Origin of the sequence: Lentibacillus populi (assembly GCA_014642895.1) — a bacterium.
Classification (GTDB): domain Bacteria; phylum Bacillota; class Bacilli; order Bacillales; family Amphibacillaceae; genus Lentibacillus_C; species Lentibacillus_C populi.
On the sequence record BMJD01000017.1, the window covers coordinates 34110 to 60186 of the forward strand.

The following is a 26077-nucleotide window of genomic DNA, read 5'->3' on the forward strand; positions in this document are numbered from 1 at the left end:
ATGCTGTGCCCTGCCAAGCAGGGTGGTTCGGTGTTGCCGCCGGGAGCGGCGGTTTTAACCGAACATTCCTACGTAGGAGATAAAGGAAACACGACGACCGGAGGGAGTCGATGTTGACTTATCGTGCGGAGGCGGGTGTTGCATACTAGCCGCTGGGCACTGGAGCCGGACGTGGCCAACTCTGACATGAGCGGAATAGAGCCTGGATTCTTATACTTTCTTACATATTGAAAAAGCTGTCTTTAGTAGCTTATAACGCAAGACTGTTTGTGAAAATAAACGTGGTAAATCAGGTTTTTAACCCCACGCAGTACAAATGGTTGATGAAGCGTTAAGTTGACTAATGACAGCTTTTTTTATGCTTCTTACTAAGACAATAGACCTATTTTTACACACGATATATTTTTTTGGAAAAATGGAGTGGTGGATTGTGGGGGAATGTGGTAAGATAAATACAAGAAGGTGGGGAGAACCATATGTTCATGGGTGAATTTCAGCATAACATTGATGCGAAGGGAAGAATTATTGTCCCTGCTAAGTTTCGCGAAGAGCTTGGTGAAAGCTTTGTTGTGACTCGCGGACTTGATAAATGTCTGTTTGCTTACCCAATGAATGAATGGAAATTACTTGAAGAGAAGCTGAAAAAACTCCCGCTTACCAAAAAAGATGCTAGAGCATTCACCCGTTTCTTCTTTTCAGGTGCGGTAGAATGCGAAATTGATAAACAGGGCAGAATAAATATCCCACAACCACTTAGAAACTACGCTGTATTAGAAAAGGAATGCGTAGTAATCGGTGTATCCAACAGAATTGAATTTTGGGCAAGTGAAAATTGGGATGATTATTTCAATGACTCTGAAGAATCATTTGCCGAGATTGCCGAAAATTTAATGGACTTTGATATTTAAAGAGGTAGAAAAGATCATGCGATTTCTTTCGACCAAACCTCTTAATTTTGCCCGAAACAGGTGAGACAAGCATGTTTGATCATTACAGTGTTTTAAAAGAAGAAGCAGTGAAAGGGTTAGCGATAAAGCCGGATGGTACATATGTTGATTGTACAGTTGGTGGTGGAGGGCATTCAGAGCGGATTGCTTCCAGATTAACTGAAAACGGGTTGCTTGTAGCATTCGACCAGGATCTGGATGCGCTCGCAGCGGCAAAACAGAGGCTTTCTCCTTACCAGGGTAGAATAAGATTTGTGCACAGCAATTTTCGGAGCCTGAAACAAAAATTGCATGAGTTAGCAATACCTCATGTTGATGGTATTTTGTTCGATCTTGGGGTTTCATCCCCGCAACTGGATCGGGGGGATCGGGGATTTAGCTATCAGCACGATGCCAAGCTTGATATGCGAATGAATCAGGAACAGGAATTAACAGCATTTACAGTTGTGAATACGTGGCCATATGAGAAATTAGTGAAGATATTTTTTACATATGGAGAAGAAAAATTTGCTAAACAAATAGCGAGAAAAATAGAGGCATACCGAAAGCTGGAGCAAATCGACACGACTCATCAATTGGTTGAGATTATCAAAGATGCGATTCCGGCTGCTGCCCGCAGGAAAGGCGGCCACCCTGCAAAACGGATTTTTCAAGCATTAAGGATTGCTGTGAATGACGAATTGGCGGCATTTAATGACGCACTGCACCAGGCGGCAAGAGTAGTCGCTGTTAATGGACGGATTGCGGTAATTACCTTTCACTCCCTTGAAGACAGACTATGTAAACAAGCATTTAAAAAATGGAGTACAACAAAAGAGGTACCAAGAAATTTACCGGTCATTCCAAAAGATCATGAAGCACCATTTAAATTAATTACACGAAAACCGATAAATCCAAGTGATCAGGAGCTGGTAAGCAATCGCCGTTCACGATCAGCCAAACTGCGTATTGCAGAAAAAATATATCCATGGAATGAAGCATTTACTTATGAGGAAGGGTGGAAGAAATCATGAGTGCAAATCACGCTCACAAATGGGAACAGTCATACCAAACGAATAAACCAAAAGAAAAACAAGTCAGGGTCGTACGTAAGACAAGCTGGATTACCAAAGGGGAAAAAATCTTATATTCCATCATTGGTGTTTGTTTAATTGCAGCAGGTATTTATATGGTTTCTTTTTCGTCCTCAACAGATAGCCTGAACAGAGATTTGCAGTCACTGGAGCGTACTGTAAAACAACAAGAGGTAGTGAATGAAGGGTATCGGTATGAAAAGAAAGAGTTATCCAGACCGGAACGCATTACCTCAATTGCTAAGAAACATGGGCTGAAAATTCAAGATGCAGAGGTAAAGCAGGCTAGTGCACTAAACAACTAACAAGGTGGATATGGTATGAAAAAGAATAAGACAACACACTTCATGTCCGGGATCCTCATTCTTGTATTTGTGGCGATTTTCCTGATTTTAACTGGCCGATTTTTATATATTCAGGCAACAGGTGAAATTAATGGTGTCTCCCTGAATGATTGGGCAGAAAAGAAAAGAACGGCATCTTATCCCCTTCATGCAGACAGAGGAAAAATACTGGACAGTAATGGAATGACACTAGCATATGACCGGCCGACATTCCGTATTTATGCAATAGTTGATAAAACATATACGAAAGATTCCAAGGAGCCCATGCATGTAGATGATCCGGAGAAAACTGCGGAAAAATTGGCTCCTTTATTAGATACGGATAAAGATTTCATTCTGCAAAAGTTAAGGGATGGAATAAAAAACGGTAAGTTTCAAGTTGAATTCGGGACAAACGGCAGGGAGTTATCACAACAAACAAAGGAAAAAATTGAGAAGCTGGATTTACCCGGAATCAAATTTGATAAAGAAGCGATCCGTTACTATCCAAATGGTATGTTTGCTTCGCAAATCATTGGGTTTGCCCGCAAAGATGATGGAAAAATAAGTGGAGTAACCGGCATTGAGAATCAAATGAACAAAGTCTTAAGTGGGAAGGCGGGTCATATTTCTTATCAGCGTGACAAATATAGCAAAAAACTATTGGACCCGAAAGAAGTCATTGAAGAACCGCAAAATGGCAACAATGTTTATTTGACCATTGATCAAAAGATACAAACGTTACTAGAGGATGTTATGTCACAAGTGGATAAGAAATATAATCCAGAACGGATCACTGCCATTGTAATGAACCCGAAAACAGGTGAAATTATTGCCATGAGCAATCGGCCAAGCTATAACCCCAATAGCCCGAAAGATGTGGAAAATTGGTATAATGATGCTATTTCAACGCCGTTTGAACCAGGCTCAACAATGAAGATGTTTACGTGGGCAGCGGCAATTGAGGAGGGTGTTTATAATGGGGACGAATGGTTTGAATCCGGCAGTTATCGGATTAGTGACCGGAATAAGCCGATCCGCGACTGGAAACAAACGTGGGGTTCAATTACATTTGATGAAGGATTTCAGCGTTCATCAAACGTTGCGGCCATGAAACTGGTTTGGGAAAAAATTGGACCAGAAAAATTCCTGGACTATCTCAAAGCATTTGATTTTGATCAAAAAACAGGCATTGATTTACCTGAAGAGGTAACTGGAGAAATTTTGTATAATTGGCCAATAGAAAAAGTGACGACCTCATTTGGTCAGGGAACCACTTTGACACCTATTCAACAAATGAAAGCAGCCACGGCAATCGCAAATGACGGAAAAATGGTTAAACCATACATTATTTCCAAAATAACCAACTCGGAAACAGGGAAAGTTATAAAGGAAAAATCACCAGAGGTTGTCGGACAGCCAATTTCCAAAGAAACTTCTGAGCATGTTATGGATCTGCTTGAAACGGTTGTGAAAGGTGAACATGGGACTGGAAAATATTATGATTTGGAAGATTACTCCGTTGCTGGCAAAACAGGTACTGCACAAATACCGAATTCCAAAAATGGCGGATATTTAACCGGAGCGGAAAACTATATTTTTTCATTTTTGGGTATGGCACCAAAAGATGATCCGGAATTAATGATGTATGTCTCTGTCAAACAACCGGATTTAGACGATGAAAGCCATGAATCTGGCTCTGTGCCAGTGTCATTTATTTTTAACAATGTCATGAAAAACAGTTTACGCTATTTAAATATTGAGCCTGATAAGGACGCAAACAAACCGGTTGATACCATTAAGGTTCCAGATTTAATCGATGAAAATACGGAATCGGTCAAACAAAAGTTAACTGATTCTGGATTACATGTAACGACGATCGGATCTGGTAACAAAGTGGTAGATGCAAGTGTAGCAGCAGGTGATAAGCTATTACCGAACGATCGCATTCTATTGGTGACCAACAAACCTGTAATGCCAAATATTAAAGGCTGGTCAATGCGTGATGTTTTACAGCTGGCTGATTTACTGCATTTAAAAATTGAAACGATGGGTAATGGTTATGTCGTCAGTCAAAGTATTAAGGAAGGTGCAAAGGTAAAAGAGAATGACTATCTAGGTGTTGAACTGGAAGTACCAGTAAATAAAAAGGAAAAAGATAAAAAAGCGGAAAATGACAGCGAGACTTAAGTGTCTCATTGAGCAGTTTGTGACCAAGGCTGGGCTTGCCCTGCCTTGGACTTGTAACAAACGCCATTAACAGAAAGCGTGTTCTTGTATGTCATGTCCAGCTCCATTACGCAGAGACTTCCGCTTTTATGCTTATAAACAGTGTTCTATTCATATTTCTTCATTCATATAGTGGATACAAGCCTGCCTATGAAAAGGGGATGGAAGATGAAACGTGTATCTGCTGTAACGGTAAGAAAACGAATAGTCACTGTTTTTCTTTGTGGATTATTAGTACTAGCTGTCATTGTTTTTCGACTAGGATATGTGCAATTTATTATCGGCGACAAGTTGATGGCGAAGGCGAATAATTCGTGGACAAGGAACATTGCATTTCAACCGGAGCGAGGCAATATTTTAGATGTTAATGGGGAGATTTTGGCTGAGAATGTCTCTGCTCCCTCTGTCATCATTGTTCCCCGACAAGTAAAAGAGCCGCAAAAAACTGCGGAGAAATTGGCATCTGTTTTGGACATATCCGTCGATAAGGCTTACGACTATGTCACGCAAGTAAGATCACAGGTAAATATCAATCCCGAGGGAAGAAAGATTACAAAGGAACAGGAAAAAGCATTACGAACGCTTGATTTGGAAGGCGTTTATCTGGCAAAGGATTCCAAACGCAATTATCCGTTTGGAGATGATTTGTCACATGTGCTTGGTTTTGCCGGAATCGATAACCAAGGATTAATGGGATTGGAGCTCTATTATGATGATAAGCTCAGTGGTGAGGAAGGGAGCCTATCCTTTTATTCGGATGCCAAAGGAAAGAAACTAACAGAGATGGCAGACGTATACAAACCCCCTGTCGATGGACTGGATTTGAAAACGACTATCAATTCCAAAGTGCAAACGATTATGGAGCGTGAACTGGATTTGGCAGTAGAAAAATACAATCCGGATGGGGCACTGGCGATAGCTGTTAATCCCAAAACAGGCGGTGTACTTGGGATGACATCCAGACCGAACTTTAATCCGGAAAATTATCAGGAAGTTGATTCGGAAATATTTGATCGGAATTTACCGATTTGGAAAACTTACGAACCTGGATCAACCTTTAAAATTATTACATTGGCAGCCGCTCTTGAGGAAGGACAAGTAGACCTGATGAACGACACATTCGATGATGATGGCTCCATTTCTGTCGATGGAACAGAGCTGCATTGCTGGAAAAGCGGCGGCCATGGTCACCAAACCTATTTAGAAGTTGTGCAAAATTCTTGTAACCCTGGTTTTGTTAGCTTGGGGATGGATTTAGGAAAGGAAAAATTGTTCTCGTATATTAGAAATTTCGGATTTGGGAAGAAAACGGGGATTGATTTACAAGGAGAAGGAACCGGGATTCTGTTTAAACAGGAAAACATCGGACCTGTTGAGCTTGCTACAACATCATTTGGACAAGGGGTGTCTGTTACCCCGATTCAGCAGGTAATGGCGGTAGCCGCTGCAGTAAATGGCGGATATTTATATGAACCACATATTGCTAAAGAGTGGATTGATCCGCAAACAAAAGAGACAGTTGAGACAGTTGAGACTGTGACAAAAGATAGAGTTATTTCCGGAGAGACTTCTAAAGAGGTGCGACGTGCGTTAGAAAGTGTTGTTGCTAATGGTTCAGGCAGGCCAGCATATGTAGATGGGTACCGAGTTGGGGGAAAGACCGGGACTGCCCAGAAAGTAGGACCTGATGGCGGATATATGCAAAATAACTATATCGTTTCTTTTATTGGGTTTGCTCCTGCTGACGATCCGGAAATTGTAGTCTATGTCGCAATTGATAATCCGAAAGGCACCGTCCAATTTGGGGGCGTGGTAGCTGCGCCGATTGTCGGAACAATTATCGGAGATAGTTTAAGGACACTTGGTGTGGAACCTAGAGAAGGCGGTCTGGATAAAGAATACCTTTGGCCGGAGCAGCCAAAAATCGAGGTACCTGATCTAGTCGGGTTAAAGAAAAAAGAATTAACCGAATACATGACAAACCTGTCGATTGAAACAAGTGGATCAGGTGATTATATTATCGATCAAGCACCGGATCCCGGGACAAAAGTTGAACAAGGCTCAAAAATCAGAATATATTTTTCTGATAAAAAAGATCGTGAATCCGAATAAATTTTGCTATAATGATAACAAAAGCCCACTAGCTCCTGGGCGCTGGAGCTAGACGAACAAAAGCTAAAGCGCCCGGGCAGGAGCGATGTCCGTTTGACCAGTTGATTAATAAAAGAGGGTGGCTCCACCCTCTTAAAAATGCACATAGAGCAGAATACATATGTAGGTTATATTTCAATCAGTTAGGATGTTTTATGATGAAATTAAAAGAAATTCTTTCCGTCTTACCTTTTTATCATGCAGTTGATTCAATCGAAACCATCGATATCAATACAATCAAAATGGATTCTCGTGAAGTGGAAGCTGGGGATCTCTTTGTCTGTATAAAGGGTTACACGGTTGATGGGCATGACTTTGTTAAACAAGCCGCAAGCAATGGTGCAGCAGCCATCTTAGCGGAAAAAGAGCTGGAAACGGCAGTGCCAACTGTTACCGTTGCAAATACTTCCAGAGCACTGGCAATGCTTGCTGCGAAATTCTATGATTATCCAACAACAAAGTTTCCGCTTGTTGGGATCACCGGAACGAATGGCAAAACAACTGTAACCTATTTGCTCGAATCGATATTTAACCAGATTAACCGGAAAACCGGTGTGATTGGTACTATTCAAATGAAAATTGGTGAAGTAGTTTATCCGGTAAAAAATACGACGCCAGACGCATTATTTTTACAAAAAAAGTTCAATCAAATGGCTGAGCAAAATGTGGAAGCGGCAATTATGGAGGTATCCTCTCACGCATTGGACCAAGGGCGCGTATATGGTTGTGATTTTGATGTTGCGGTGTTCACCAATTTATCGCAGGATCATTTGGATTATCATAAAGATATGGATGATTATTTACGGGCGAAAAGTCTTTTGTTTGCCCAATTAGGAAATACCTATAATGAAGGACGTAAAAAATTCGCTGTTATTAATGAAGATGATCAAGCAAGCGAACTGCTAAAACGCAGTACTGCTCAGCACGTTATGACGTACGGATGCAAAAACAGAGCGCAAGTAATGGCAGCTAATATTCAGCTGGAGGCAACTGGTACTAAATTCACGTTAAAAACGCCAACTGGTGAGGCTGAAATAAATAGTAAACTTATTGGAATGTTCAATGTTTATAATATGCTGGCGGCAAGTGCTGCTGCAATAGCTGTTCATATCCCGTTAGTAAGCATCAAATCTGCTTTTGAAAATATAACTGGTGTTAGCGGGCGTTTTGAACCGGTAATTGCTGGCCAGTCATTTGCGACACTTGTCGACTATGCGCATACACCGGATTCCCTCGAGAATGTATTACAAACAATTAAAGGCTTTGCAAAAGGAAAGATTTATGTTGTTGTCGGTTGTGGCGGGGATCGTGATAAAACCAAACGTCCATTGATGGCAGCCATTGCCTTGAAATATGCTGATCGGGCAATTTTTACATCTGACAATCCAAGAACAGAGGACCCTGAAGCCATTCTGCACGATATGACAGAAGGTGTGGAAGCAGATCATTATGATGTTATCGTGAACCGAAAAGATGCAATCACATACGCTATTAAGCATGCAAAAGATAATGATATAATATTGATTGCCGGAAAAGGGCATGAAACATACCAGCAAATTGGGGAAGTGAAATACGATTTCGATGACCGGCAAGTAGCGAAAGAAGCAATTCAAGCTAAGGAGAATTAATTGATATGTTATTTACGACAAAGTGGCTTACTACTTTCTTAACTGATTATCAAGGAGCAGCACAAGATGCAATTGCAGTCGATGCTGTGACAACGGATAGCAGGCAGGAAGTAAAAAAAGCGTTATTTATTCCACTTGAAGGGGAAAAATTTGACGGGCATGATTATGTTAAACAAGCCTTTGATAATGGTGCTGTAGCGGTTATATGGAATAAACAGCGTCCATTGCCGCGGTTTTTACCAACGGACTTTCCAGTATTTTTTGTTGAAGATACCTTAACCGCATTGCAGACACTTGCGGAAAACTACCGGGACAAAATTGACCCGACAGTAATTGCGATTACGGGCTCAAATGGCAAGACAACGACAAAGGATATCGTTGCAGCGGTGATGAAATCAAGCTATCGGACACATTATACAAACGGCAATTTTAATAATCATATTGGTGTGCCATTAACGATTCTTTCCATGCCAATTGAAACGGAAGTACTTGTACTTGAAATGGGTATGAATCATTTTGGTGAAATAGAACAACTTTCCATACTTTCCAAACCGGATTTTGCCATCATTACGAATATTGGGGAATCTCATATCGAATACCTCGGTTCACGGGAGGGGATAGCAAAGGCAAAGCTTGAAATTACCCAAGGCTTGAAACAAAACGGTCTCCTCTTAATTGACGGGGATGAACCATTAATAGAGTCGATGCATAAACGCGATAATGTTATTACATGCGGGTTTGAAAACAGTAATGATGTCATCATTGAGTCTGTTCGTACAAATCATAATGAAACAGTTTTTAACCTGTCTGACGGACATGTATATCACATTCCCCTGCTCGGTAAGCACCATGCCAAAAATGCAGCATACGCTGTTGCTCTTGGCTCGCGTTTAGGAATTGATAAGGACGTAATCAAGCAGGCATTACAGACATTAACGTTAACTTCCATGCGATTCGAGATAATGACAGGTACGAATGACGTATCTGTGATAAATGATGCGTATAATGCATCCCCAACATCCATGAAAGCGGCGATTGAAGTTGTTAAGCAAATGACCGGATTTACAGATAAAGTGCTTGTGCTTGGAGATATGTTTGAACTGGGCGATTACGCAAACGAGCTACACCGGTCTGTTGCAGCGGTGATCGATGATTCGATAACAGTTTTATTTACACTGGGCGAACATGCTGAGGAAATAACGAAAGCAGTGGAACAGCATCACCCTAATATTACCTGCAACCATTTTACATCACAAGAGGCGCTGACAGACGCCCTTGGTCCATATTTGAAAAAGGATGCACTCTTGTTGTTTAAAGCATCACGAGGAATGCAGTTTGAGTCATTTGTCAACGCAATTATACATCCATAAACCAATGGACGGTTCGTACGAGGAGGCTGGAAGCACCAGTGAATATTTTAGTATTAATTGTAACCATTTTAATAGCATTTCTAATTACCGTCCTTTTATCACCTTTATTTATTCCATTTTTACGCAGATTAAAGTTTGGACAAAGCATTCGTGAAGAAGGACCGAAATCCCATTTAAAGAAAACCGGCACACCAACAATGGGCGGTATTATGATTGTTATCAGTGCTATCGTAACATCATTGATTATTGTTAAAAAGATCAGTCCTGAAGGTATTGGCTATGAGCTCTGGTTATTAATTTTTGTAATTGCCGGATATGGTCTGTTAGGGTTTTTGGATGATTTTATTAAAGTTGTAATGAAGCGTAATTTAGGCTTGACGTCTAAACAGAAAATGCTTGGCCAGATCATTATTGCTCTAATTTTTTATTTTATATTGGATGCGCATGATTTTCCGACATATATTCAGATTCCCGGAACTTCCGTGCAATGGGAGCTTGGCTGGGGATATGCACTCTTAATTATCTTTATGCTCGTGGGTTCATCGAATGCCGTGAATTTAACCGATGGGCTTGATGGTTTATTGGCGGGAACGGCTGCAATTGCCTTTGGTGCGTTTGGTATATTGGCATGGTATGGTTTCTCTCATTATGAAGTAATCATCTTCGCTTTAGCGGTTGTTGGTGCATTACTCGGTTTTCTTGTTTTTAATGCACACCCGGCTAAAGTGTTTATGGGGGACACGGGATCATTAGCGTTGGGTGGAGCCATTGCAGCCATTGCCATTTTAACAAAACTGGAAATTATTTTAGTCGTTATCGGCGGTGTCTTTGTTATTGAAACATTGTCCGTCATCATTCAGGTTATTTCGTTTAAAACAACAGGGAAAAGGGTATTTAAAATGAGCCCATTACACCACCACTATGAACTATTAGGATGGTCAGAGTGGCGGGTTGTCACAACATTCTGGTTAGTGGGACTTGTTTTTAGTGTACTTGGCATATATATTGAGGTGGGCTTGACTTGAATAAATTAACAGATTTTCCATATTCGCATGTCCTTGTTTTAGGATTGGCGAAAAGCGGTACCGCAGCAGCTAAATTATTACTGGACAGTCATATCCATGTGCGTGTAAACGACGTGAAAGTATCGGCGGACGAGAAACTTGTGAAAGAATTAACTCAGGTGGGTGCAGAGGTTGTTACAGGCTCCCACCCTCTTTCTGTTTTGGAAGGAATTGAAATAATTGTGAAAAATCCGGGAATTCCGTATGATAATCCAATTGTTCAGGAAGCACAAAACAGAAGGATTCCAGTTATTACCGAGATTGAGCTTGCCGGAAAAATGGTGGAAGGCTCGATCATCGGCATAACAGGATCAAATGGTAAAACAACTACGACAATGCTTACGGCACAAATGCTTGCAGCAAGCAAACAAGCCGTTCAGCTTGCCGGGAATATCGGAACTGTCGCGACTGATGTTGCACGCACTCTTAAAGCAGAGGAAAAAATGGTTCTGGAGCTATCCTCCTTTCAATTAATGGGTATCCAAACATTCAAACCCAAAATTGCCGTGCTGCTGAATATCTTTGAGGCACACTTAGATTATCATGGCACGTTTGAAAATTACAAAGAGGCAAAATGCAATATTTTTAAAAATCAAAGCAGCGATGATTATCTTGTCTATAATGCGGAACATGAAATCGTTGCAGAGGCTGTACGGGATGCAAAATCAACAAAGGTTCCATTTTCGGTGAAAAGAAAATTGGAAAACGGTGCCTGGGCGGATACGAGTTGTATCTATTTTAAAAATGAAAAAATAATCGATAAACGTGAAATCACCCTTGTCGGGGAGCATAATCTGGAAAATATATTAGCTGCGGTCAGTGCTGCGAAGCTAAGTGGTGCCACAAACGATGGGATCCGGGAAGTATTGACGACCTTCAGCAGTGTAAAGCATCGATTGCAATACGTTGATACAATTAATAAGCGGGTTTTCTATAACGATTCAAAGGCAACGAATATTTTAGCAACCCAGAAAGCTTTGTTATCCTTTAACAAACCAACTATTTTACTGGCCGGTGGCTTGGATCGGGGAAATGGATTTCACGACTTGCTTCCTTACCTTATTAATGTCAAGACAATGGTGCTGTTTGGCCAGACCAAAGAAAAATTAAAAAATCTCGCTGATGAAGCTGGAATACACTCCATACTTGTAAAGGATGTAACAGAAGCAGTTCAAAGAGCGTATGAAGTATCCAATACGAATGATGTTATATTACTTTCCCCAGCATGTGCCAGCTGGGATCAATATCGAACTTTTGAAGAAAGAGGTGACATGTTTGTGCAAGCTGTGCATACATTAATGTAGGGGCTTGTCTTGTACGGATGTCAGATGCAGGAGGTCGGAAGGTCGGAATCGCCTTTGATTTCACTATGATTATCAACCTGAGATAATGCCCCAATTTCTATGAAGATGGATTAGGGGTGTTGCTTTTGTTTCGGAACATATTTAAACAGCAAAATGCACCAGATTATACGTTGCTCGGTATCATATTTGCATTACTGCTTGTAGGTGCAGTGATGGTTTATAGTTCGTCATATGTTTGGGCAGATTACAAATATGGAGATAGTTTCTTTTATTTAAAGCGGCAATTGTTATTTACAGGGGTTGGAATTGCTGCCATGTTTTTTATCATGGCTATTCCTTACGGTACATGGCAAAAGTATGCGAAGCCGATTTTACTTAGTTGTTTTGGCCTCTTATTACTCGTGTTAATTCCGGGAATTGGATTGGAACGGGGCGGTGCACAAAGCTGGATAGGTATTGGCGCATTTAGTATCCAGCCATCAGAGTTTATGAAGCTTGGATTAATCATCTACCTGTCCGTCTATTTGGCGTCTCATCAGAAATATATTACGTCATTTAAGAAAGGTTTTTTCCCATCATTGCTTTTAGTATTTACAGCTTTCGGGTTAATCATGCTGCAGCCCGATCTGGGAACCGGAATTGTACTTGTCCTGTCCTGTATGGTGTTACTTTTTATAGCTGGTGCTAAAATTTCCCATTTTTTCGGACTAGCATCCATCGGTATTGTTGGTTTTTTATTGTTAATTATTTCTGCACCTTACCGTATTAACCGGATAACAGCCTTTTTAAACCCATGGGAGGATCCTCAACATACTGGATTCCAGATTATCCAGTCACTCTATGCACTTGGACCAGGGGGACTGATGGGGGTTGGACTAGGGGATAGTATACAAAAATATTTCTATTTGCCCGAACCGCAAAATGATTTTATTTTTGCGATCCTTGGTGAAGAGCTTGGATTTATCGGCGGAACAATTGTCATTGGGTTGTTCGGGTTATTATTTTGGCGCGGAACAAAAATAGCTTTGGCGGCACCGGATCCATTTGGACGTTTTCTGGCGCTTGGTATTGTCTCGATGTTAACGATCCAGGTGATGATTAATATTAGTGTTGTTATTGGATTAATTCCGGTAACAGGTATTACACTGCCATTTCTAAGCTATGGTGGTTCTTCCTTAACCCTTACGCTCTGTTCAGTAGGGATACTGTTAAATGTCAGTAGATACTCCACTTTATAACTGAGATCAACCGGATGGCTGTAGGTATCAACCTTTGAGCAAGGACATCAACCGAAGAACGGAAGACATCAACCCCAGAGCGAAGACATCAACCGGAAAGCAAGTACATTGACTCGAGAAATGATACATCAACCCGAAAACAGAAACATCAAACTAGCTGCTGGGCGCTGGAACTGGACGTGGTTCCTCTCGACTATCCAGTTATCCACAGCGTATAAATTTTATAATTTCCTAGAAGACAAAAAAACACGTCTTTCCTGTAAAGGCGTGCTTTTATTGTATTGGCAACAGGTAATTTGTACTACATGATTATTTGTAATCTATGATATAATTTCTGTAACCAAATGACAAACGTTCATGTCGCTAAATTTTTTGCAAAGGAAGAATAGAATGGAGAAAAAGAAAATTGTTTCGATTGAGGATCGTATTCCGAAATTGAAGCAAGCTCGAAAAAAGAAAGCAAATAGAAGATTAATATTCTATCTATCCATTTTTTTCTTGTTGATTTCGATTATAGTCTATTTACAATCACCGTTAAGCAATGTCAAGACGGTGGCTGTAACAGGCAATTCATTTATTTCGGATGAAGCAATTGTTGAAAAAAGCAACATAACAAATAAAACAAATATTTGGACCATCAATGAAACGGATATAAAAAAAAGGTTACACAAGAATCCAACAATAAAGTCAGTGGAAATTACTAAAAAACTTCCACGGACAGTAGAGATTCATTTATCCGAATATGATCGTGTTGGTTATATAAACGTCGATGGTGCTTTTCATCCTATTCTGGGTAATGGACAAGTCTTAACATCGATTAAGGAAAAGTCTATTAATGGGGATGCACCATTATTAATGGACTTTTCGGATAAAGCAAATTTGCGTAAAATGACGAGTGAATTAAACAAGCTTCCTGACAGTATTTTAAATATGATATCGGAAATTCATTGGAAGCCAACAGATGAAGATAAAAATAAGATCATGCTTTATATGAATGACGGTTATCTTGTCGATGGCACAATACGGGACTTTGCGACTAAAATGAAAGTTTATCCTTCCATTGTCGCCCAACTCAACCCGGATAAAAAAGGTATTATCCATATTGGTGTTGGTGCTTATTTCGAATCCTTTGATAAGGAGACGAAAGAAGAGGGGACGAATGATGAAACGGAAGACTAGGCATGTTTTCCCAAAAGGATTCAGATTTAGAAATAAAATTTGCTGATCGGGAGAAGCTGATTGGCAAATGTGTTGAACAAAGTAATGAATTCAAATTATTAATGGTGATTTACCTGTTTATGGTGATGGTATGATAGTCACTTCGCATGATGCTAATTATACTCCAGACGAGGAAAACCCAAGTAATTATCTGGTTCTCGAAAGTCATATACACCAAGTTGTTAACGAACTGTTTAGTGCTGGGGAAAAGGCTGTGGCAATCATGGATTATCCCGCTGCTCTAGTACATGCTGCATTTGATGTTACTTGGCGGGATATGGATTTTGCAAAGAAATTTGTTGGCAAAAAATTTTTATCACGCATTAACTGGCTGGAATACCCCTAGCGTGAGTAAACCAAAAACGGGAAGATGGAGGAGTAAACAGCCCGTAAATTCCTGATTCGTTCAACTAACGTCGAATGGGGAAACCCCAACTGAATGAAGTTTCACTTTATCAGCGGGTTTTTAAATAATGGCATTCGGTCTGGCTTAACATTTATTAGTTTGCAATGGGGAATTGATTATTTGGCCGCCATATTTGCATTTGGTATAAGACTCTTGCAAACTATGCAATCAGCAGCATGCATTTGCTTAAAAAGGAATTTTATTTTAAGAAAAAGGAAAAAAGTGATGGAAAATAAAAGGGAAATGATGTTTTTTTGTAGAAATACTCTATATATCTTTTATTTTTGAGTATATTCTTATGGAATTTTAATTTATAATAATAGAATAGAGCAGATAGAAACGATCTGATTATACGAATATCAGATGCTTTATTGGGAGGTGCCTTTCATTGGACAACAGTGAAATACTAGTAAGCTTGGACGTAGGTACATCAAAAATTAAAGTCATTATTGGTGAAGTGCTAAATGATTCATTAAACATTATTGGTGTAGGTTCTGCAACGTCAAATGGCATGAAAAAGGGTGCCATTGTTGATATTGATCAAACTGTTCATTCGATCCGTAATGCTGTAGAGCAAGCAGAACGGATGGTAGGAATGCAGATTGACCGTGTGGTTGTTGGTATTAATGGCAACCATGTACAGCTGCAGGCGTGCCACGGCGTGGTAGCTGTCCAAAGTGAGAATAGGGAAATTGGTGATGAGGATATAACTCGGGTAATTGATGGAGCGCAGGTTGTTTCGATACCACCGGAAAGGGAAATTATTGATGTGATACCGAAGCAATTTATTGTCGATGGATTGGATGAGATAACGGATCCACGTGGAATGATCGGTGTTCGCCTGGAAATGGAAGGAACGATTATTACCTGTTCAAAGACGGTTTTACATAATATTTTAAAATGTGTGGAACGTGCAGGACTGGAAGTAACCGATATTTGCTTGCAGCCGCTTGCGGCAGGGGCTATTGCATTATCAAAGGATGAGAAAAATCTCGGTGTCGCACTAATTGATGTTGGCGGCGGCTGTACAACTGTATCCGTCTTTGAAAATGACCATTTGGTGTCAACAAGTGTTATTCCTCTTGGTGGTGATAACATTACAAAGGATTTATCAATAGGTCTCAGGACGTCGACAGAGGATGCAGAAGATATTAAACTAAATTATGGACATGCTTTTTTCGATGATGCACAGGAGGATGAAACATTTACCGTACCGACAATTGGCAGCGATACTTCACAAACGTATAACCAGCTGCAAATTGCCGATATGATTGAAGCAAGATTGGAAGAAATTTATGCGTATGCTGAACGGGAAATCAGACGAATGGGGTACCATGAATTACCAGGTGGCTATGTCCTGACAGGTGGTACAATGAAAATGCCTGGTGTACTTGAACTTGCCCAGGATTTATTCCAGGCAAATGTCAGAATGTCTTTACCAGATTATATAGGCGTTCGGGAACCGCAATTTACAGCAGGAGTGGGAATCTTGCAATTTGCTTATCGTAATGCGAAAATACAAGGAAAAGATTTATTTCCATCTGTTATTGTGAATTCCTACGAAGAAAAACCAAAACGAACGAAAAAACAGCCAAAAGCAGAGGAAAAAATAGAGAAGAAGAAAAAGGAATCTGGAATCGCCAATTTATTTAAATACTTTTTTGATTAAATTCAAAAGCGGAAGCGCCCGGTTAGGGGCTAGAGGATTCTTGCCCTTCCAAGCAGGGTGGTTCGGTGTTGCTGCCGGGAGCAGCGGTCTTAAATGTTGATGTTTAGATTCTGGAACTCTCGTAATTTTGTATATTTTAGGAGGAACGGTATATGTTGGAGTTTGACACAAATATGGATCAACTGGCGACAATTAAAGTTATCGGGGTTGGCGGCGGTGGAAATAATGCCGTTAACCGTATGATTGAACACGGTGTTGAAGGTGTTGAATTTATTGCAGTCAATACGGATTCACAGGCATTAAATCTATCAAAAGCGGAGGTAAAACTGCAAATCGGCGGAAAACTGACTCGTGGATTGGGGGCAGGTGCAAATCCGGAGGTTGGAAAAAAGGCTGCCGAAGAAAGTAAAGAGCAGCTTGAAGAAGTACTGCAAGGGGCAGACATGATCTTTGTTACTGCCGGTATGGGTGGCGGAACCGGAACCGGGGCAGCACCTATCATCGCTCAAATCGCGAAGGATTTAGGCGCACTCACAGTTGGTGTTGTTACCCGTCCATTTACATTTGAAGGCAGAAGACGATCGACACAAGCAATATCAGGAATTGACACATTAAAGAGCTGTGTGGACACTTTAATTGTTATCCCGAATGACCGTTTACTCGAAATAGTCGATAAAAACACCCCAATGCTGGAAGCGTTCCGTGAAGCGGATAACGTACTACGCCAAGGTGTACAAGGTATTTCTGATTTGATTGCAAAACCGGGTCTAATTAATGTTGACTTTGCTGATGTTAAAACGATCATGTTTGACAAAGGATCTGCATTAATGGGAATTGGCATTGCTACAGGGGAAAACCGGGCAACAGAGGCCGCAAAAAAAGCTATTTCTTCTCCGTTACTGGAAACCTCAATCGATGGGGCGCATGGAATTCTTATGAATATTACCGGTGGAACAAACTTAAGCTTATATGAAGTACAGGAGGCAGCTGATTTGGTTACCTCAGCAGCCGATAATGAGGTAAATGTAATCTTTGGTTCGGTCATTAATGAAAACCTGAAAGATGAAATAATCGTAACGGTAATTGCTACCGGCTTTGATGAAAACCAAAAAGCTGAGCCTCAGCCAAAAGCACGACCGGTTATCAACCATAAACAAGCTGCAGCAACAAAAGTAAATGAAGAAATGCCACGAAGGGAATCAAGAAGTAATGTAAATCAGCAGCCCTCTAAGCAGGAAGAAGATACACTAGATATTCCTACCTTTTTACGGAACCGGAACAGAAAAAGATAATGATAAGTATAAATTACCACAAATAAACGGATGGATGTGTTATCCATCCGTTTATTTGTGGTTACCGTGATTTTTTTCTTTATTCTTACCTCTACCTCCATATCTGTCGAAAATATGCCACGTCCAGCTCCAGCGCTAAAACGGCTAGTGGACAACACCCGCCCCCGTACGAAAGTCAACATCGGTTCGGGTAGGAAGGAAGACCCGCTAAAAACGGGCTTGCCGCTCAGGCGTCAACATATCCCTTTTTTAGTGGCATGTTTCCTTTATCTCCTGCGGTTGTTTGTTCGGTTAAAACCGCCGCTCCCGGCGGCAACACCGAACCACCCTGCTTGGAGAGCGAGAGTCCTCTAGCCGCTAACCGAGCGCTTCCTCTTATGCATATGACAAACTCCCCGATAACTTCTTAAAATTAGCGCTATTACGCATACAAGAAATGACAGACTTTGCTGAACAAGTCCGCTATACTTCTTTTAACGCATCCATTTTCCGGTGATTTTTAAAAGGTTCAATGATGATTGGGGCGATGCGGGAAAGGAAGAGCTTAAGTGACGATTTATCTTGATGCTGTCTGGCTGTTGAATTTCTTATTAGACATGATGCTATTAATGCTTACCCAGATTTTAGCCAAAGATAGCACAAGGAAAATCCGGATTGTTTTTGGTGCATTTGTAGCTTCCATGCTTGTACCTATTTCTTTATATTATCCGGATTCTATTATGACTAGTATGATAGGCAAAATTGGTTATTCCGTGATTATCATCCTTTGCTCTTTTCGTTATTATTCGTTCTACCGGTTAGTAAAAATGCTTTTATTATTTTATTTCACAACATTCTCGATCGGAGGTGGTTTGATAGCCATACATTTTTTGTTCCAAAATCCAATTGGGTTTTCAGCAAACGGGATCCTTACATTCAATAAAGGATATGGTGATCCTGTAAGCTGGCTATTCATTGTTATCGGATTTCCGATCGTTTGGTGGTTTACGAAGACGCGTATGGACAAGCACGCCAGTGAAAAGATCCGATATGATCAATTACATCCTGTCACAATTCAATTAAAGAACCGGAGTAATTCGACTACAGGATATATTGACAGCGGGAATCAATTGGTCGATCCATTAACAAAAAAACCGGTAATTATATGTGACGAACATTTTTTAAAGCACTGGTTTAACGAGCATGAGTGGCAGATGCTAAAAAGTGCTCAGGAGGAATTGAACTTTGAAAAAATCCCGGAACAATGGAAAACGCGAATTCAGCTTATTCCGTTTCAAGGGGTCGAAGGGAAACGTCTATTTATGATGACAATCAAGCCGGATAAGTTAATCGTCTACTATAATGAGGAAAAACTGATCACGAGTAAAGTTTTGATCGGCATCCAATTTGCCGAACTTGTGAATGATCAGAGTTATCATTGTTTACTCCATCCACAAATCATGAAGCTGGCAGCGGTCCATACAGCATAAAGTGAAACTTCATGCAGTGGGGGTTTCCGAAGCACAGGACGTGCTAGTCCAGGCGAAGGCATGCAGACGTGACGGTTTTAGCCTGCCCTTCTTTCCGATTGAATGTTAGCCTGAGGCGGACACGATGTGGGGCACAAAGACGAAGACATAAGAATGTGACGCTCTTAGTCTTTGTTCCTATGATCGAATCTTTATGGGCTATTTATCTTCTACCTTCCTTTTTAGTTTACTCGCGATAAGGTGGGGGTATTACAGCCTGTTAATGCGGGATAAATTGTTCAAGAGCGGAAGTTCATAAGCACCTGGGAACCGGAACTGGACTGTCAAATGCTCATTTATTGCTAAACTAGTATATCAGACAAAGGAGAGATAGATTTGCTGAAATGGAAATTACGGTTGCGTTTATGGTGGTATAGAGCGTTAATGAAACTCGGATTTAAATCGGATGAAATTTATTACATCGGCGGGAGTGAAGCATTGCCACCACCATTGTCCAAAGCAGAAGAACAAGAACTGCTCGAGCGTTTGCCAAAAGGTGATAAAGCAGCCCGGGCCATGTTAATTGAACGAAATCTAAGGCTGGTAGTCTACATAGCTCGGAAATTCGAAAATACCGGGATTAATATTGAAGATCTGATCAGTATTGGAACAATAGGGCTGATCAAAGCAGTCAATACCTTTAATCCGGAAAAGAAAATCAAATTGGCAACCTATGCTTCACGTTGTATTGAAAACGAAATTCTGATGTATTTACGGAGAAATAACAAATTAAAATCCGAAATTTCCTTTGATGAGCCGTTAAACATTGATTGGGATGGCAATGAATTATTGCTTTCCGATGTGCTTGGAACCGACGATGATATCATTACAAGAAATTTAGAATCCAATGTTGATAAGCACCTTTTAAAAAATGCCTTGTCCCAACTAAATGCCCGGGAAAAACAAATTATGGAACTTCGCTTCGGGTTAATCGGGGAGGAGGAAAAAACACAAAAAGATGTCGCCGATATGCTTGGTATTTCGCAATCCTATATTTCCCGTTTGGAGAAGAAAATAATCAGGCGTTTAAAAAAAGAATTTAATAAAATGGTTTAGCCCTTATTTCTAGTGGGAAAATGACAATTTTTTACCTTTTTTAACATAAATCGCGCTGCATAAAAAACTTCCCAGGGGGAGATACTGTCCATGAACAGCATCTCCAACGGGAGGGTAGAGCAGAATGATCAGACATAAAGTAGAGATATGCGGCGTTGATACATCGAAATTACCGGTTTTAAAGAACGAGGAAATGAAGAAATTATTTGTCAAAATGCAAGAAGGAGACATTTCAGCTAGAGAGGAACTTGTGAATGGAAATTTACGTCTGGTTTTGAGTGTCATCCAGCGGTTCAATAATCGTGGAGAATATGTGGATGATCTATTCCAGGTAGGTTGTATCGGTCTGATGAAGTCGATTGACAATTTTGATTTAGGACATAATGTAAAGTTTTCCACATATGCTGTACCAATGATTATTGGTGAAATCCGGAGATACTTACGGGACAACAATCCAATTCGCGTTTCCAGATCATTGCGCGATATTGCTTATAAGGCATTACAAGTTCGGGAAAAATTAATTAATAAAACATCGAAAGAACCAACGCCAATGGAAATCGCAGAAGAAATGGGTGTTCCGCACTCGGATATTGTTTTTGCTTTGGATGCTATCCAGGATCCTGTTTCATTATTTGAACCGATTTATAATGATGGCGGGGATCCAATCTTTGTGATGGATCAGCTTAGTGATGACAAGGACAAAGATGATACATGGGTCGATAAGCTAAGCCTGAAGGAGGGCATGTACCAGTTAAATGCAAGGGAAAAAATGATTTTAAATAAACGGTTTTTTCAAGGGAAAACGCAAATGGAAGTTGCCGAAGAAATAGGTATTTCCCAAGCCCAAGTGTCCCGTCTGGAAAAAGCCGCAATCCAGCAAATGAATAAGCAAATGTTTGAATAAATTCAGAAGCTTCACGGATGCTGGAGCAGGACGAATTAGAGAATAAGCCACATTACATGAAGTGATGTGGCTTTTCCCTTGTAACCCGAACGAGTTTGGTCACTCACAAGCTTGATGAGCGGCTTTTCTCTTGTAATCCGAACGAGTTTGGTCACTCATAAGCCTGATGAGCGGCTTTTCTCTTGTAATCCGAATGAGTTTGGTCACTCATAAGCCTGATGAGTGGCTTTTCTCTTGTAATCCGAATGAGTTTGGTCACTCATAAGCCTGATGAGTGGCTTTTCTCTTGTAATCCGAACGAGTTTGGTCACTCATAAGCTTGATGAGTACCTTTTTTCTTGAAATCCGAACGAGTTTGGTCACTCACAAGCTTGATGAGCAGCTTTTCTCTTGAAATTCGAACGAGATTGGTCAGTCATAAGCTTAATGAGTACCTTTTCTCTTGAAATTCGAACGATCTTGGTCACTCATAAGCTTGATGAGTACCTTCTTTCTTGAAATTCTAACGAAATTGGTCACTCATAGGCTTAATGAGTACCTTTTCTCTTGAAATTCGAACGATCTTGGTCACTTACAAGCTTGATGAGCAGCTTTTCTCTTGAAATTCGAACGAGATTAGTCACTCACAAGCTTGATGAGCGGCTTTTCTCTTGACATGAAAACAGCCTGGCCTTGCATATAATTAACCAAGGAGGGTGAGGCATTATGGTAAAATTATCTGAATTACAAGTAAAGGAAATCATTATTATTGATGATGGAACAAGACTTGGACACTTTACGGATCTTGAAATAGATACAAGAAATGGTAAAATTACTGCCCTGATCGTTCCGGTAAAAGAAAAACAAAGCGGTTTTTTTGGCAAAACAGATGAAATGATTATCCATTGGAGTCAAATTGAAACAATCGGTTCTGATGTTATTCTCGTAAAGAACGTGGAGTCGCCCAAATTATATCCAGATCAGCATTTCGTGGAAAAACGCTAAAATTATGGTAGAATGGAAAAAGCATATGAATGGAGGGAATTTATATGTCTGAACCATTTTACCATGATATCGATTCTTTTTTACATATAAAAAAATGGCAAACTATAAATAAAAAACTCAGAGCAGGTTTTACAACAAGAATCGGCGGCATCAGCAAGGAGCCGTTCGCAACCTTTAATCTTGGATTACATGTTCCAGATGATAACAATGACGTCGTAGCCAATAGGCGTCTACTGGCAAATAAGCTTGCATTCCCGTTGAACAATTGGGTGGCAGCGGAGCAAGTTCATTCGGCAAATACCGTAGAGGTAAATCGGAATGATAAAGGCAAAGGTGCCGTTACTTTTGAAGATTCACTCGCTGGTACAGATGGGATATTCACAAACGAATCCGGCTTACTGTGTACTGCCTTTTTTGCTGATTGTGTACCATTATTTTTCTTTGACCCTGTATCAGGATATATCGGGATTGCGCATGCTGGCTGGAAGGGAACGGTTAAGCGAATCGCTGAAAAAATGGTCGAAAAGCTGCTGATGGCTGGCAGCAAAACAAATGATATCCTTGTCGTAATTGGCCCCTGTATTTCCCAAAAAGCGTATGAAGTCGATGCTCGTGTTGTTCATCATATACCTGTGGAATTACACGATAAAACTGTAACCAAACAGGGAAATAATCGTTATTTATTAGATTTAAAACAATTAAATACCGAAATCCTTTTACAATGTGGTATTTTACGTCATAATATAGACATAACAAATTATTGCACGTTTCAGGAGGAATCGTTATTTTTTTCACATAGAAGAGATAATGGTAAAACAGGAAGAATGTTGGGATATATTGGATACTTACCATGATGATGTCGGGGGAGGAGAGGAAAACCAGTGCATGTAGCTGAAAATTTGCAGAACATCCGTTCAACAATCAGACAAGCTTGCGAGAAGACAGGCCGTAATCCTGACGACATAACCATTATTGGGGTTACGAAATATGTTACAATTGAGCGAACGGAAGAAACGATTGCAGCAGGGATCAATAACCTTGGCGAAAATCGCTCTGAAGGGTTTCTTGAGAAATATAATCATTTTCGGGACCGTGCAACCTGGCATTTTATCGGTTCACTGCAATCAAGGAAAGTAAAAGACATTATTGATAAGGTAGATACGATTCATTCACTCGATCGGGTATCTCTCGCGAAGGAAATTGATAAGCGGGCAGATCATGTAATTGATTGTTTTGTCCAAGTAAATACAAGTGGAGAAGAATCGAAACATGGGTTATCCAAAGGGGCAGTCATCCCTTTCATCGATTCTCTCGCAACTTTTCAACATATTCGTGTAGTCGGTCTCATGACAATGGCACCACATGTTGATGACGAGCATGTGCTAAGAAATACATTTAGACAACTGGCAGATTTACGGGATACCATCCAGCAAAGGGATCTGAAATATGCACCTTGCAACTATTTGTCCATGGGGATGAGCAATGATTATCACATTGCCGTTGAGGAAGGAGCTACACATATCAGAGTCGGTTCCAAATTAGTCGGTTCCGGGAATGAATGAGGTGAAACGATGAGCATTAAAAATAAAATTAAAACATTTTTTGCGATGGATGATGAATATGAATATGTCGAGGAACAGGAGGGGCCCGATTTGTCTGAACGTTCATCAACGGATCAGCACTGGAAGCAAAATGTTGTAAATCTAAAAAGTATCGAGCAGCCTTCACCCAAGGTCGTTCTATGTGAGCCGAGATCATATAATGAAGTTCAGGAAATCGCTGATAATATTGTAAACCGGCGAGCGATTGTCATTAATTTACAGCGTGTTGACCATAACCAGGCTAAACGGATTGTTGATTTTCTCAGCGGGACGGTTTATGCTTTGAACGGTGATATTCAAAAGCTCGGTACGGAGACATTTTTATGTACACCAGATAATGTCGATGTTTCCGGAACAATTTCTGAAGCATTTTCAACTGAAGATGAATTTGAAAAGGGATGGTAATAAAGCATGGTCCAATTATTTAATATACTGTTTTATGCATTCGAAATATATGTCTATGCATTGATAATCTATATTTTCATGTCCTGGTTTCCAGGGGCAAGGGAGTCGACAATTGGGGTGTTTCTAGCCAAAATTTGCGAACCGTATCTGGAAATGTTCCGTAAGTTTATTCCACCACTAGGAATGATTGATCTATCCCCGATCGTCGCTATTTTTGTATTGTATTTAGCAAGAAGCGGGTTATTGGAATTGTTTAGATTGATTGTGTATTGAGGCAGAGAACAATGGAGATTTATCAGCACTTTCGTAAAGATGAACAAGGCTTTATTGATCAAGTACTCGCGTGGAAGGAACATGTCGAAAAAACATACCAGCCCAAATTAACCGACTTTTTGGATCCGAGAGAACAGCAGATTGTCGAAATGCTGATTGGCAGCCAGCGTGATGTGCTGGCATTGCATAAAAGCGGCGGGACAGCACATACGGAGCGAAAAAGGATCATTATCGCTCCAATTTACGACGAGATTGAGGAGCAGGATTTTGCCCTTACGTTAATGCAGGCGGCCTATCAGGACAAGTTTATTTCCTTAACCCACCGTGACGTCATGGGTGCTTTTCTGTCACTTGGTGTGAAGCGGAAAAAATTAGGAGACATTCATGTTGCCAGTGGTATAGTGCAAATTATCATGTCAAGTGATATCGCTGCCTATATCAAAGCAAATTTAACAGCGATAAAAAAAGCGAAAATCGCATTGGAAGAAAGACCAGTGGTAAATTTTTTAGGCGGGGAAAAATATTGGGCTGAGGCAGATCATACCGTATCCTCCTTACGACTTGATGCGATTTTAAAAGAAATATACAAACTGTCCCGGAAAGATGCCACAAATGCTATTACAAAAAGTCTTGTCAAAGTAAACTATAAAACGGTCGAAAATCCCACTTATCAGTTGCAGGAAGGGGATATTCTCTCTTTCCGGGGTAAAGGAAGAAGCAAATTAGCCGGGATTAATGGAAAAACCAAAAAAGAAAAATGGAAAATAACGACGGCCATTTTAAAATAAATTGTTATCTGTGCAGGATATTTTCCGTTTATGTCGAATAATAGCAAGTAAGAAATTATAGCATACTGATACGATATTTTGCGTTAGGAGGTGGCCTTTGTGCCATTATCACCACTGGATATTCACAATAAAGAGTTTACAAGAAGCTGGCGTGGATATGATGAAGATGAGGTTAATGAATTTTTGGATCAAGTGATTAAAGACTACGAAATGACCATCCGGGAGAAGAAGGATTTGCAAGAAAAGGTTGAACAGCTGAATGAAAAGCTTGGACACTTCACGGATATTGAGACAGCCTTGAATAAATCAATTCTCGTTGCCCAGGAAACGGCTGAAGAAGTAAAAGGGAGTGCATCCAAAGAAGCGAAGTTAATCATCAAGGAAGCGGAAAAAAATGCCGATCGGATTATTAATGAAGCATTGGAGAAATCGCGCCGAATTTCGCTGGATGTGGAAGAACTAAAGAAACAGGCAAAAGTATTCCGGACACGACTTAAAATGCTGGTCGAAGCACAATTGGATATGATTGACACTGATGACTGGGATCAATTATTTGATACCGAAATGAGTGAAGAACTCGAATTGACAGGTAAATAATTCATAACCCTTGACGTTCCGGGGATTTATGCATATAATTTGTAAACAT

25 protein-coding genes are annotated in these 26077 nt (G+C 40.4%); all 25 read left to right on the top strand.

Annotated elements, in window-relative coordinates:
* Positions 1-476 precede the first annotated feature (476 nt).
* The 25 genes from mraZ (at position 477) to IEX12_RS11760 (ending at position 26028) form a co-directional block, all read left to right on the top strand.
* Positions 477-908: a division/cell wall cluster transcriptional repressor MraZ gene (mraZ, locus tag IEX12_RS11645; protein WP_088050077.1), complete on the top strand. Its 432-nt coding sequence runs from the start codon at positions 477-479 to the stop codon at positions 906-908.
* Between the two features lie 71 nt (positions 909-979).
* Entirely contained in the window at positions 980-1960 is a 981-nt protein-coding gene (rsmH, locus tag IEX12_RS11650; RefSeq protein ID WP_088050078.1) for a 16S rRNA (cytosine(1402)-N(4))-methyltransferase RsmH, read from the top strand.
* A complete protein-coding gene (gene ftsL / locus IEX12_RS11655) occupies positions 1957-2325 on the top strand; it encodes a cell division protein FtsL (protein ID WP_088050079.1) in 369 nt (122 codons plus the stop codon). The genes rsmH and ftsL overlap by 4 nt, the downstream gene beginning before the upstream one ends.
* 15 nt (positions 2326-2340) lie before the next feature.
* On the top strand, positions 2341-4533 hold the full coding sequence (locus IEX12_RS11660; RefSeq protein WP_188725224.1) for a penicillin-binding protein: 2193 nt from the start codon (positions 2341-2343) through the stop codon (positions 4531-4533).
* A gap of 207 nt (positions 4534-4740) precedes the next feature.
* Positions 4741-6684, top strand: a complete 1944-nt coding sequence (locus IEX12_RS11665) for a stage V sporulation protein D (protein ID WP_088050081.1) — start codon at positions 4741-4743, stop codon at positions 6682-6684.
* Between the two features lie 197 nt (positions 6685-6881).
* Positions 6882-8351: a UDP-N-acetylmuramoyl-L-alanyl-D-glutamate--2,6-diaminopimelate ligase gene (locus IEX12_RS11670; RefSeq protein WP_088050082.1), complete on the top strand. Its 1470-nt coding sequence runs from the start codon at positions 6882-6884 to the stop codon at positions 8349-8351.
* A gap of 5 nt (positions 8352-8356) precedes the next feature.
* Positions 8357-9721 (top strand): UDP-N-acetylmuramoyl-tripeptide--D-alanyl-D-alanine ligase, encoded by a 1365-nt coding sequence (locus IEX12_RS11675; RefSeq protein ID WP_088050083.1) that lies wholly within the window; start codon positions 8357-8359, stop codon positions 9719-9721.
* Between the two features lie 38 nt (positions 9722-9759).
* Positions 9760-10746: a phospho-N-acetylmuramoyl-pentapeptide-transferase gene (gene mraY / locus IEX12_RS11680; protein ID WP_088050084.1), complete on the top strand. Its 987-nt coding sequence runs from the start codon at positions 9760-9762 to the stop codon at positions 10744-10746.
* Positions 10743-12089 (top strand): UDP-N-acetylmuramoyl-L-alanine--D-glutamate ligase, encoded by a 1347-nt coding sequence (gene murD / locus IEX12_RS11685; protein WP_188725225.1) that lies wholly within the window; start codon positions 10743-10745, stop codon positions 12087-12089. The genes mraY and murD overlap by 4 nt, the downstream gene beginning before the upstream one ends.
* Positions 12090-12214: 125 nt before the next feature.
* Positions 12215-13327 carry a stage V sporulation protein E gene (gene spoVE / locus IEX12_RS11690; RefSeq protein WP_371871310.1) on the top strand — a complete coding sequence of 371 codons (1113 nt, stop codon included), beginning with the start codon at positions 12215-12217 and terminating at the stop codon, positions 13325-13327.
* 390 nt (positions 13328-13717) lie between these two features.
* Complete coding sequence (locus tag IEX12_RS11695; protein ID WP_188725226.1) at positions 13718-14506, top strand: cell division protein FtsQ/DivIB; 789 nt, start codon at positions 13718-13720, stop codon at positions 14504-14506.
* Positions 14507-14508: 2 nt separating this feature from the next.
* Positions 14509-14640 (top strand): hypothetical protein, encoded by a 132-nt coding sequence (locus IEX12_RS23445; RefSeq protein ID WP_268811311.1) that lies wholly within the window; start codon positions 14509-14511, stop codon positions 14638-14640.
* Positions 14637-14891, top strand: coding sequence for a hypothetical protein (locus IEX12_RS11700; RefSeq protein WP_188725227.1), 255 nt, complete (start codon positions 14637-14639; stop codon positions 14889-14891). Before IEX12_RS23445 ends, IEX12_RS11700 begins: the two co-directional genes overlap by 4 nt.
* 448 nt (positions 14892-15339) lie before the next feature.
* A complete protein-coding gene (gene ftsA / locus IEX12_RS11705) occupies positions 15340-16620 on the top strand; it encodes a cell division protein FtsA (protein WP_088050089.1) in 1281 nt (426 codons plus the stop codon).
* 152 nt (positions 16621-16772) lie between these two features.
* Positions 16773-17912, top strand: coding sequence for a cell division protein FtsZ (gene ftsZ, locus IEX12_RS11710; protein WP_088050090.1), 1140 nt, complete (start codon positions 16773-16775; stop codon positions 17910-17912).
* Positions 17913-18460: 548 nt separating this feature from the next.
* Entirely contained in the window at positions 18461-19381 is a 921-nt protein-coding gene (spoIIGA, locus tag IEX12_RS11715) for a sigma-E processing peptidase SpoIIGA (RefSeq protein ID WP_088050091.1), read from the top strand.
* Between the two features lie 375 nt (positions 19382-19756).
* Positions 19757-20476, top strand: coding sequence for an RNA polymerase sporulation sigma factor SigE (gene sigE / locus IEX12_RS11720; RefSeq protein WP_088050092.1), 720 nt, complete (start codon positions 19757-19759; stop codon positions 20474-20476).
* Between the two features lie 124 nt (positions 20477-20600).
* Entirely contained in the window at positions 20601-21380 is a 780-nt protein-coding gene (gene sigG / locus IEX12_RS11725) for an RNA polymerase sporulation sigma factor SigG (protein ID WP_088050093.1), read from the top strand.
* A gap of 705 nt (positions 21381-22085) precedes the next feature.
* Positions 22086-22364 (top strand): YlmC/YmxH family sporulation protein, encoded by a 279-nt coding sequence (locus IEX12_RS11730; RefSeq protein ID WP_088050094.1) that lies wholly within the window; start codon positions 22086-22088, stop codon positions 22362-22364.
* A gap of 44 nt (positions 22365-22408) precedes the next feature.
* Entirely contained in the window at positions 22409-23218 is an 810-nt protein-coding gene (gene pgeF / locus IEX12_RS11735; RefSeq protein WP_188725228.1) for a peptidoglycan editing factor PgeF, read from the top strand.
* A 27-nt stretch (positions 23219-23245) separates the two neighbouring features.
* Positions 23246-23926, top strand: coding sequence for a YggS family pyridoxal phosphate-dependent enzyme (locus tag IEX12_RS11740; protein WP_188725229.1), 681 nt, complete (start codon positions 23246-23248; stop codon positions 23924-23926).
* 9 nt (positions 23927-23935) lie between these two features.
* Positions 23936-24370, top strand: a complete 435-nt coding sequence (locus IEX12_RS11745; RefSeq protein ID WP_088050096.1) for a cell division protein SepF — start codon at positions 23936-23938, stop codon at positions 24368-24370.
* Between the two features lie 6 nt (positions 24371-24376).
* Positions 24377-24643, top strand: a complete 267-nt coding sequence (locus tag IEX12_RS11750; RefSeq protein WP_088050097.1) for a YggT family protein — start codon at positions 24377-24379, stop codon at positions 24641-24643.
* Between the two features lie 11 nt (positions 24644-24654).
* Entirely contained in the window at positions 24655-25431 is a 777-nt protein-coding gene (locus IEX12_RS11755; RefSeq protein ID WP_188725230.1) for a YlmH family RNA-binding protein, read from the top strand.
* 99 nt (positions 25432-25530) lie between these two features.
* Positions 25531-26028 (top strand): DivIVA domain-containing protein, encoded by a 498-nt coding sequence (locus IEX12_RS11760; protein ID WP_188725231.1) that lies wholly within the window; start codon positions 25531-25533, stop codon positions 26026-26028.
* Positions 26029-26077: the final 49 nt, after the last annotated feature.

Bases quoted from the DNA above. Each gene is read 5' to 3' on its own strand.
- IEX12_RS11730 (WP_088050094.1), top strand. From the start codon at position 22,086: ATGGTAAAATTATCTGAATTACAAGTAAAGGAAATCATTATTATTGAT.
- IEX12_RS11670 (WP_088050082.1), top strand. From the start codon at position 6,882: ATGAAATTAAAAGAAATTCTTTCCGTCTTACCTTTTTATCATGCAGTT.
- ftsZ (WP_088050090.1), top strand. From the start codon at position 16,773: ATGTTGGAGTTTGACACAAATATGGATCAACTGGCGACAATTAAAGTT.
- sigG (WP_088050093.1), top strand. From the start codon at position 20,601: ATGATCAGACATAAAGTAGAGATATGCGGCGTTGATACATCGAAATTA.
- pgeF (WP_188725228.1), top strand. From the start codon at position 22,409: ATGTCTGAACCATTTTACCATGATATCGATTCTTTTTTACATATAAAA.
- IEX12_RS11675 (WP_088050083.1), top strand. From the start codon at position 8,357: ATGTTATTTACGACAAAGTGGCTTACTACTTTCTTAACTGATTATCAA.
- IEX12_RS11665 (WP_088050081.1), top strand. From the start codon at position 4,741: ATGAAACGTGTATCTGCTGTAACGGTAAGAAAACGAATAGTCACTGTT.
- rsmH (WP_088050078.1), top strand. From the start codon at position 980: ATGTTTGATCATTACAGTGTTTTAAAAGAAGAAGCAGTGAAAGGGTTA.
- mraZ (WP_088050077.1), top strand. From the start codon at position 477: ATGTTCATGGGTGAATTTCAGCATAACATTGATGCGAAGGGAAGAATT.
- IEX12_RS11750 (WP_088050097.1), top strand. From the start codon at position 24,377: ATGGTCCAATTATTTAATATACTGTTTTATGCATTCGAAATATATGTC.
- ftsL (WP_088050079.1), top strand. From the start codon at position 1,957: ATGAGTGCAAATCACGCTCACAAATGGGAACAGTCATACCAAACGAAT.
- IEX12_RS11700 (WP_188725227.1), top strand. From the start codon at position 14,637: ATGATAGTCACTTCGCATGATGCTAATTATACTCCAGACGAGGAAAAC.
- IEX12_RS11660 (WP_188725224.1), top strand. From the start codon at position 2,341: ATGAAAAAGAATAAGACAACACACTTCATGTCCGGGATCCTCATTCTT.
- IEX12_RS11695 (WP_188725226.1), top strand. From the start codon at position 13,718: ATGGAGAAAAAGAAAATTGTTTCGATTGAGGATCGTATTCCGAAATTG.
- IEX12_RS11745 (WP_088050096.1), top strand. From the start codon at position 23,936: ATGAGCATTAAAAATAAAATTAAAACATTTTTTGCGATGGATGATGAA.
- IEX12_RS23445 (WP_268811311.1), top strand. From the start codon at position 14,509: ATGTTTTCCCAAAAGGATTCAGATTTAGAAATAAAATTTGCTGATCGG.
- IEX12_RS11755 (WP_188725230.1), top strand. From the start codon at position 24,655: ATGGAGATTTATCAGCACTTTCGTAAAGATGAACAAGGCTTTATTGAT.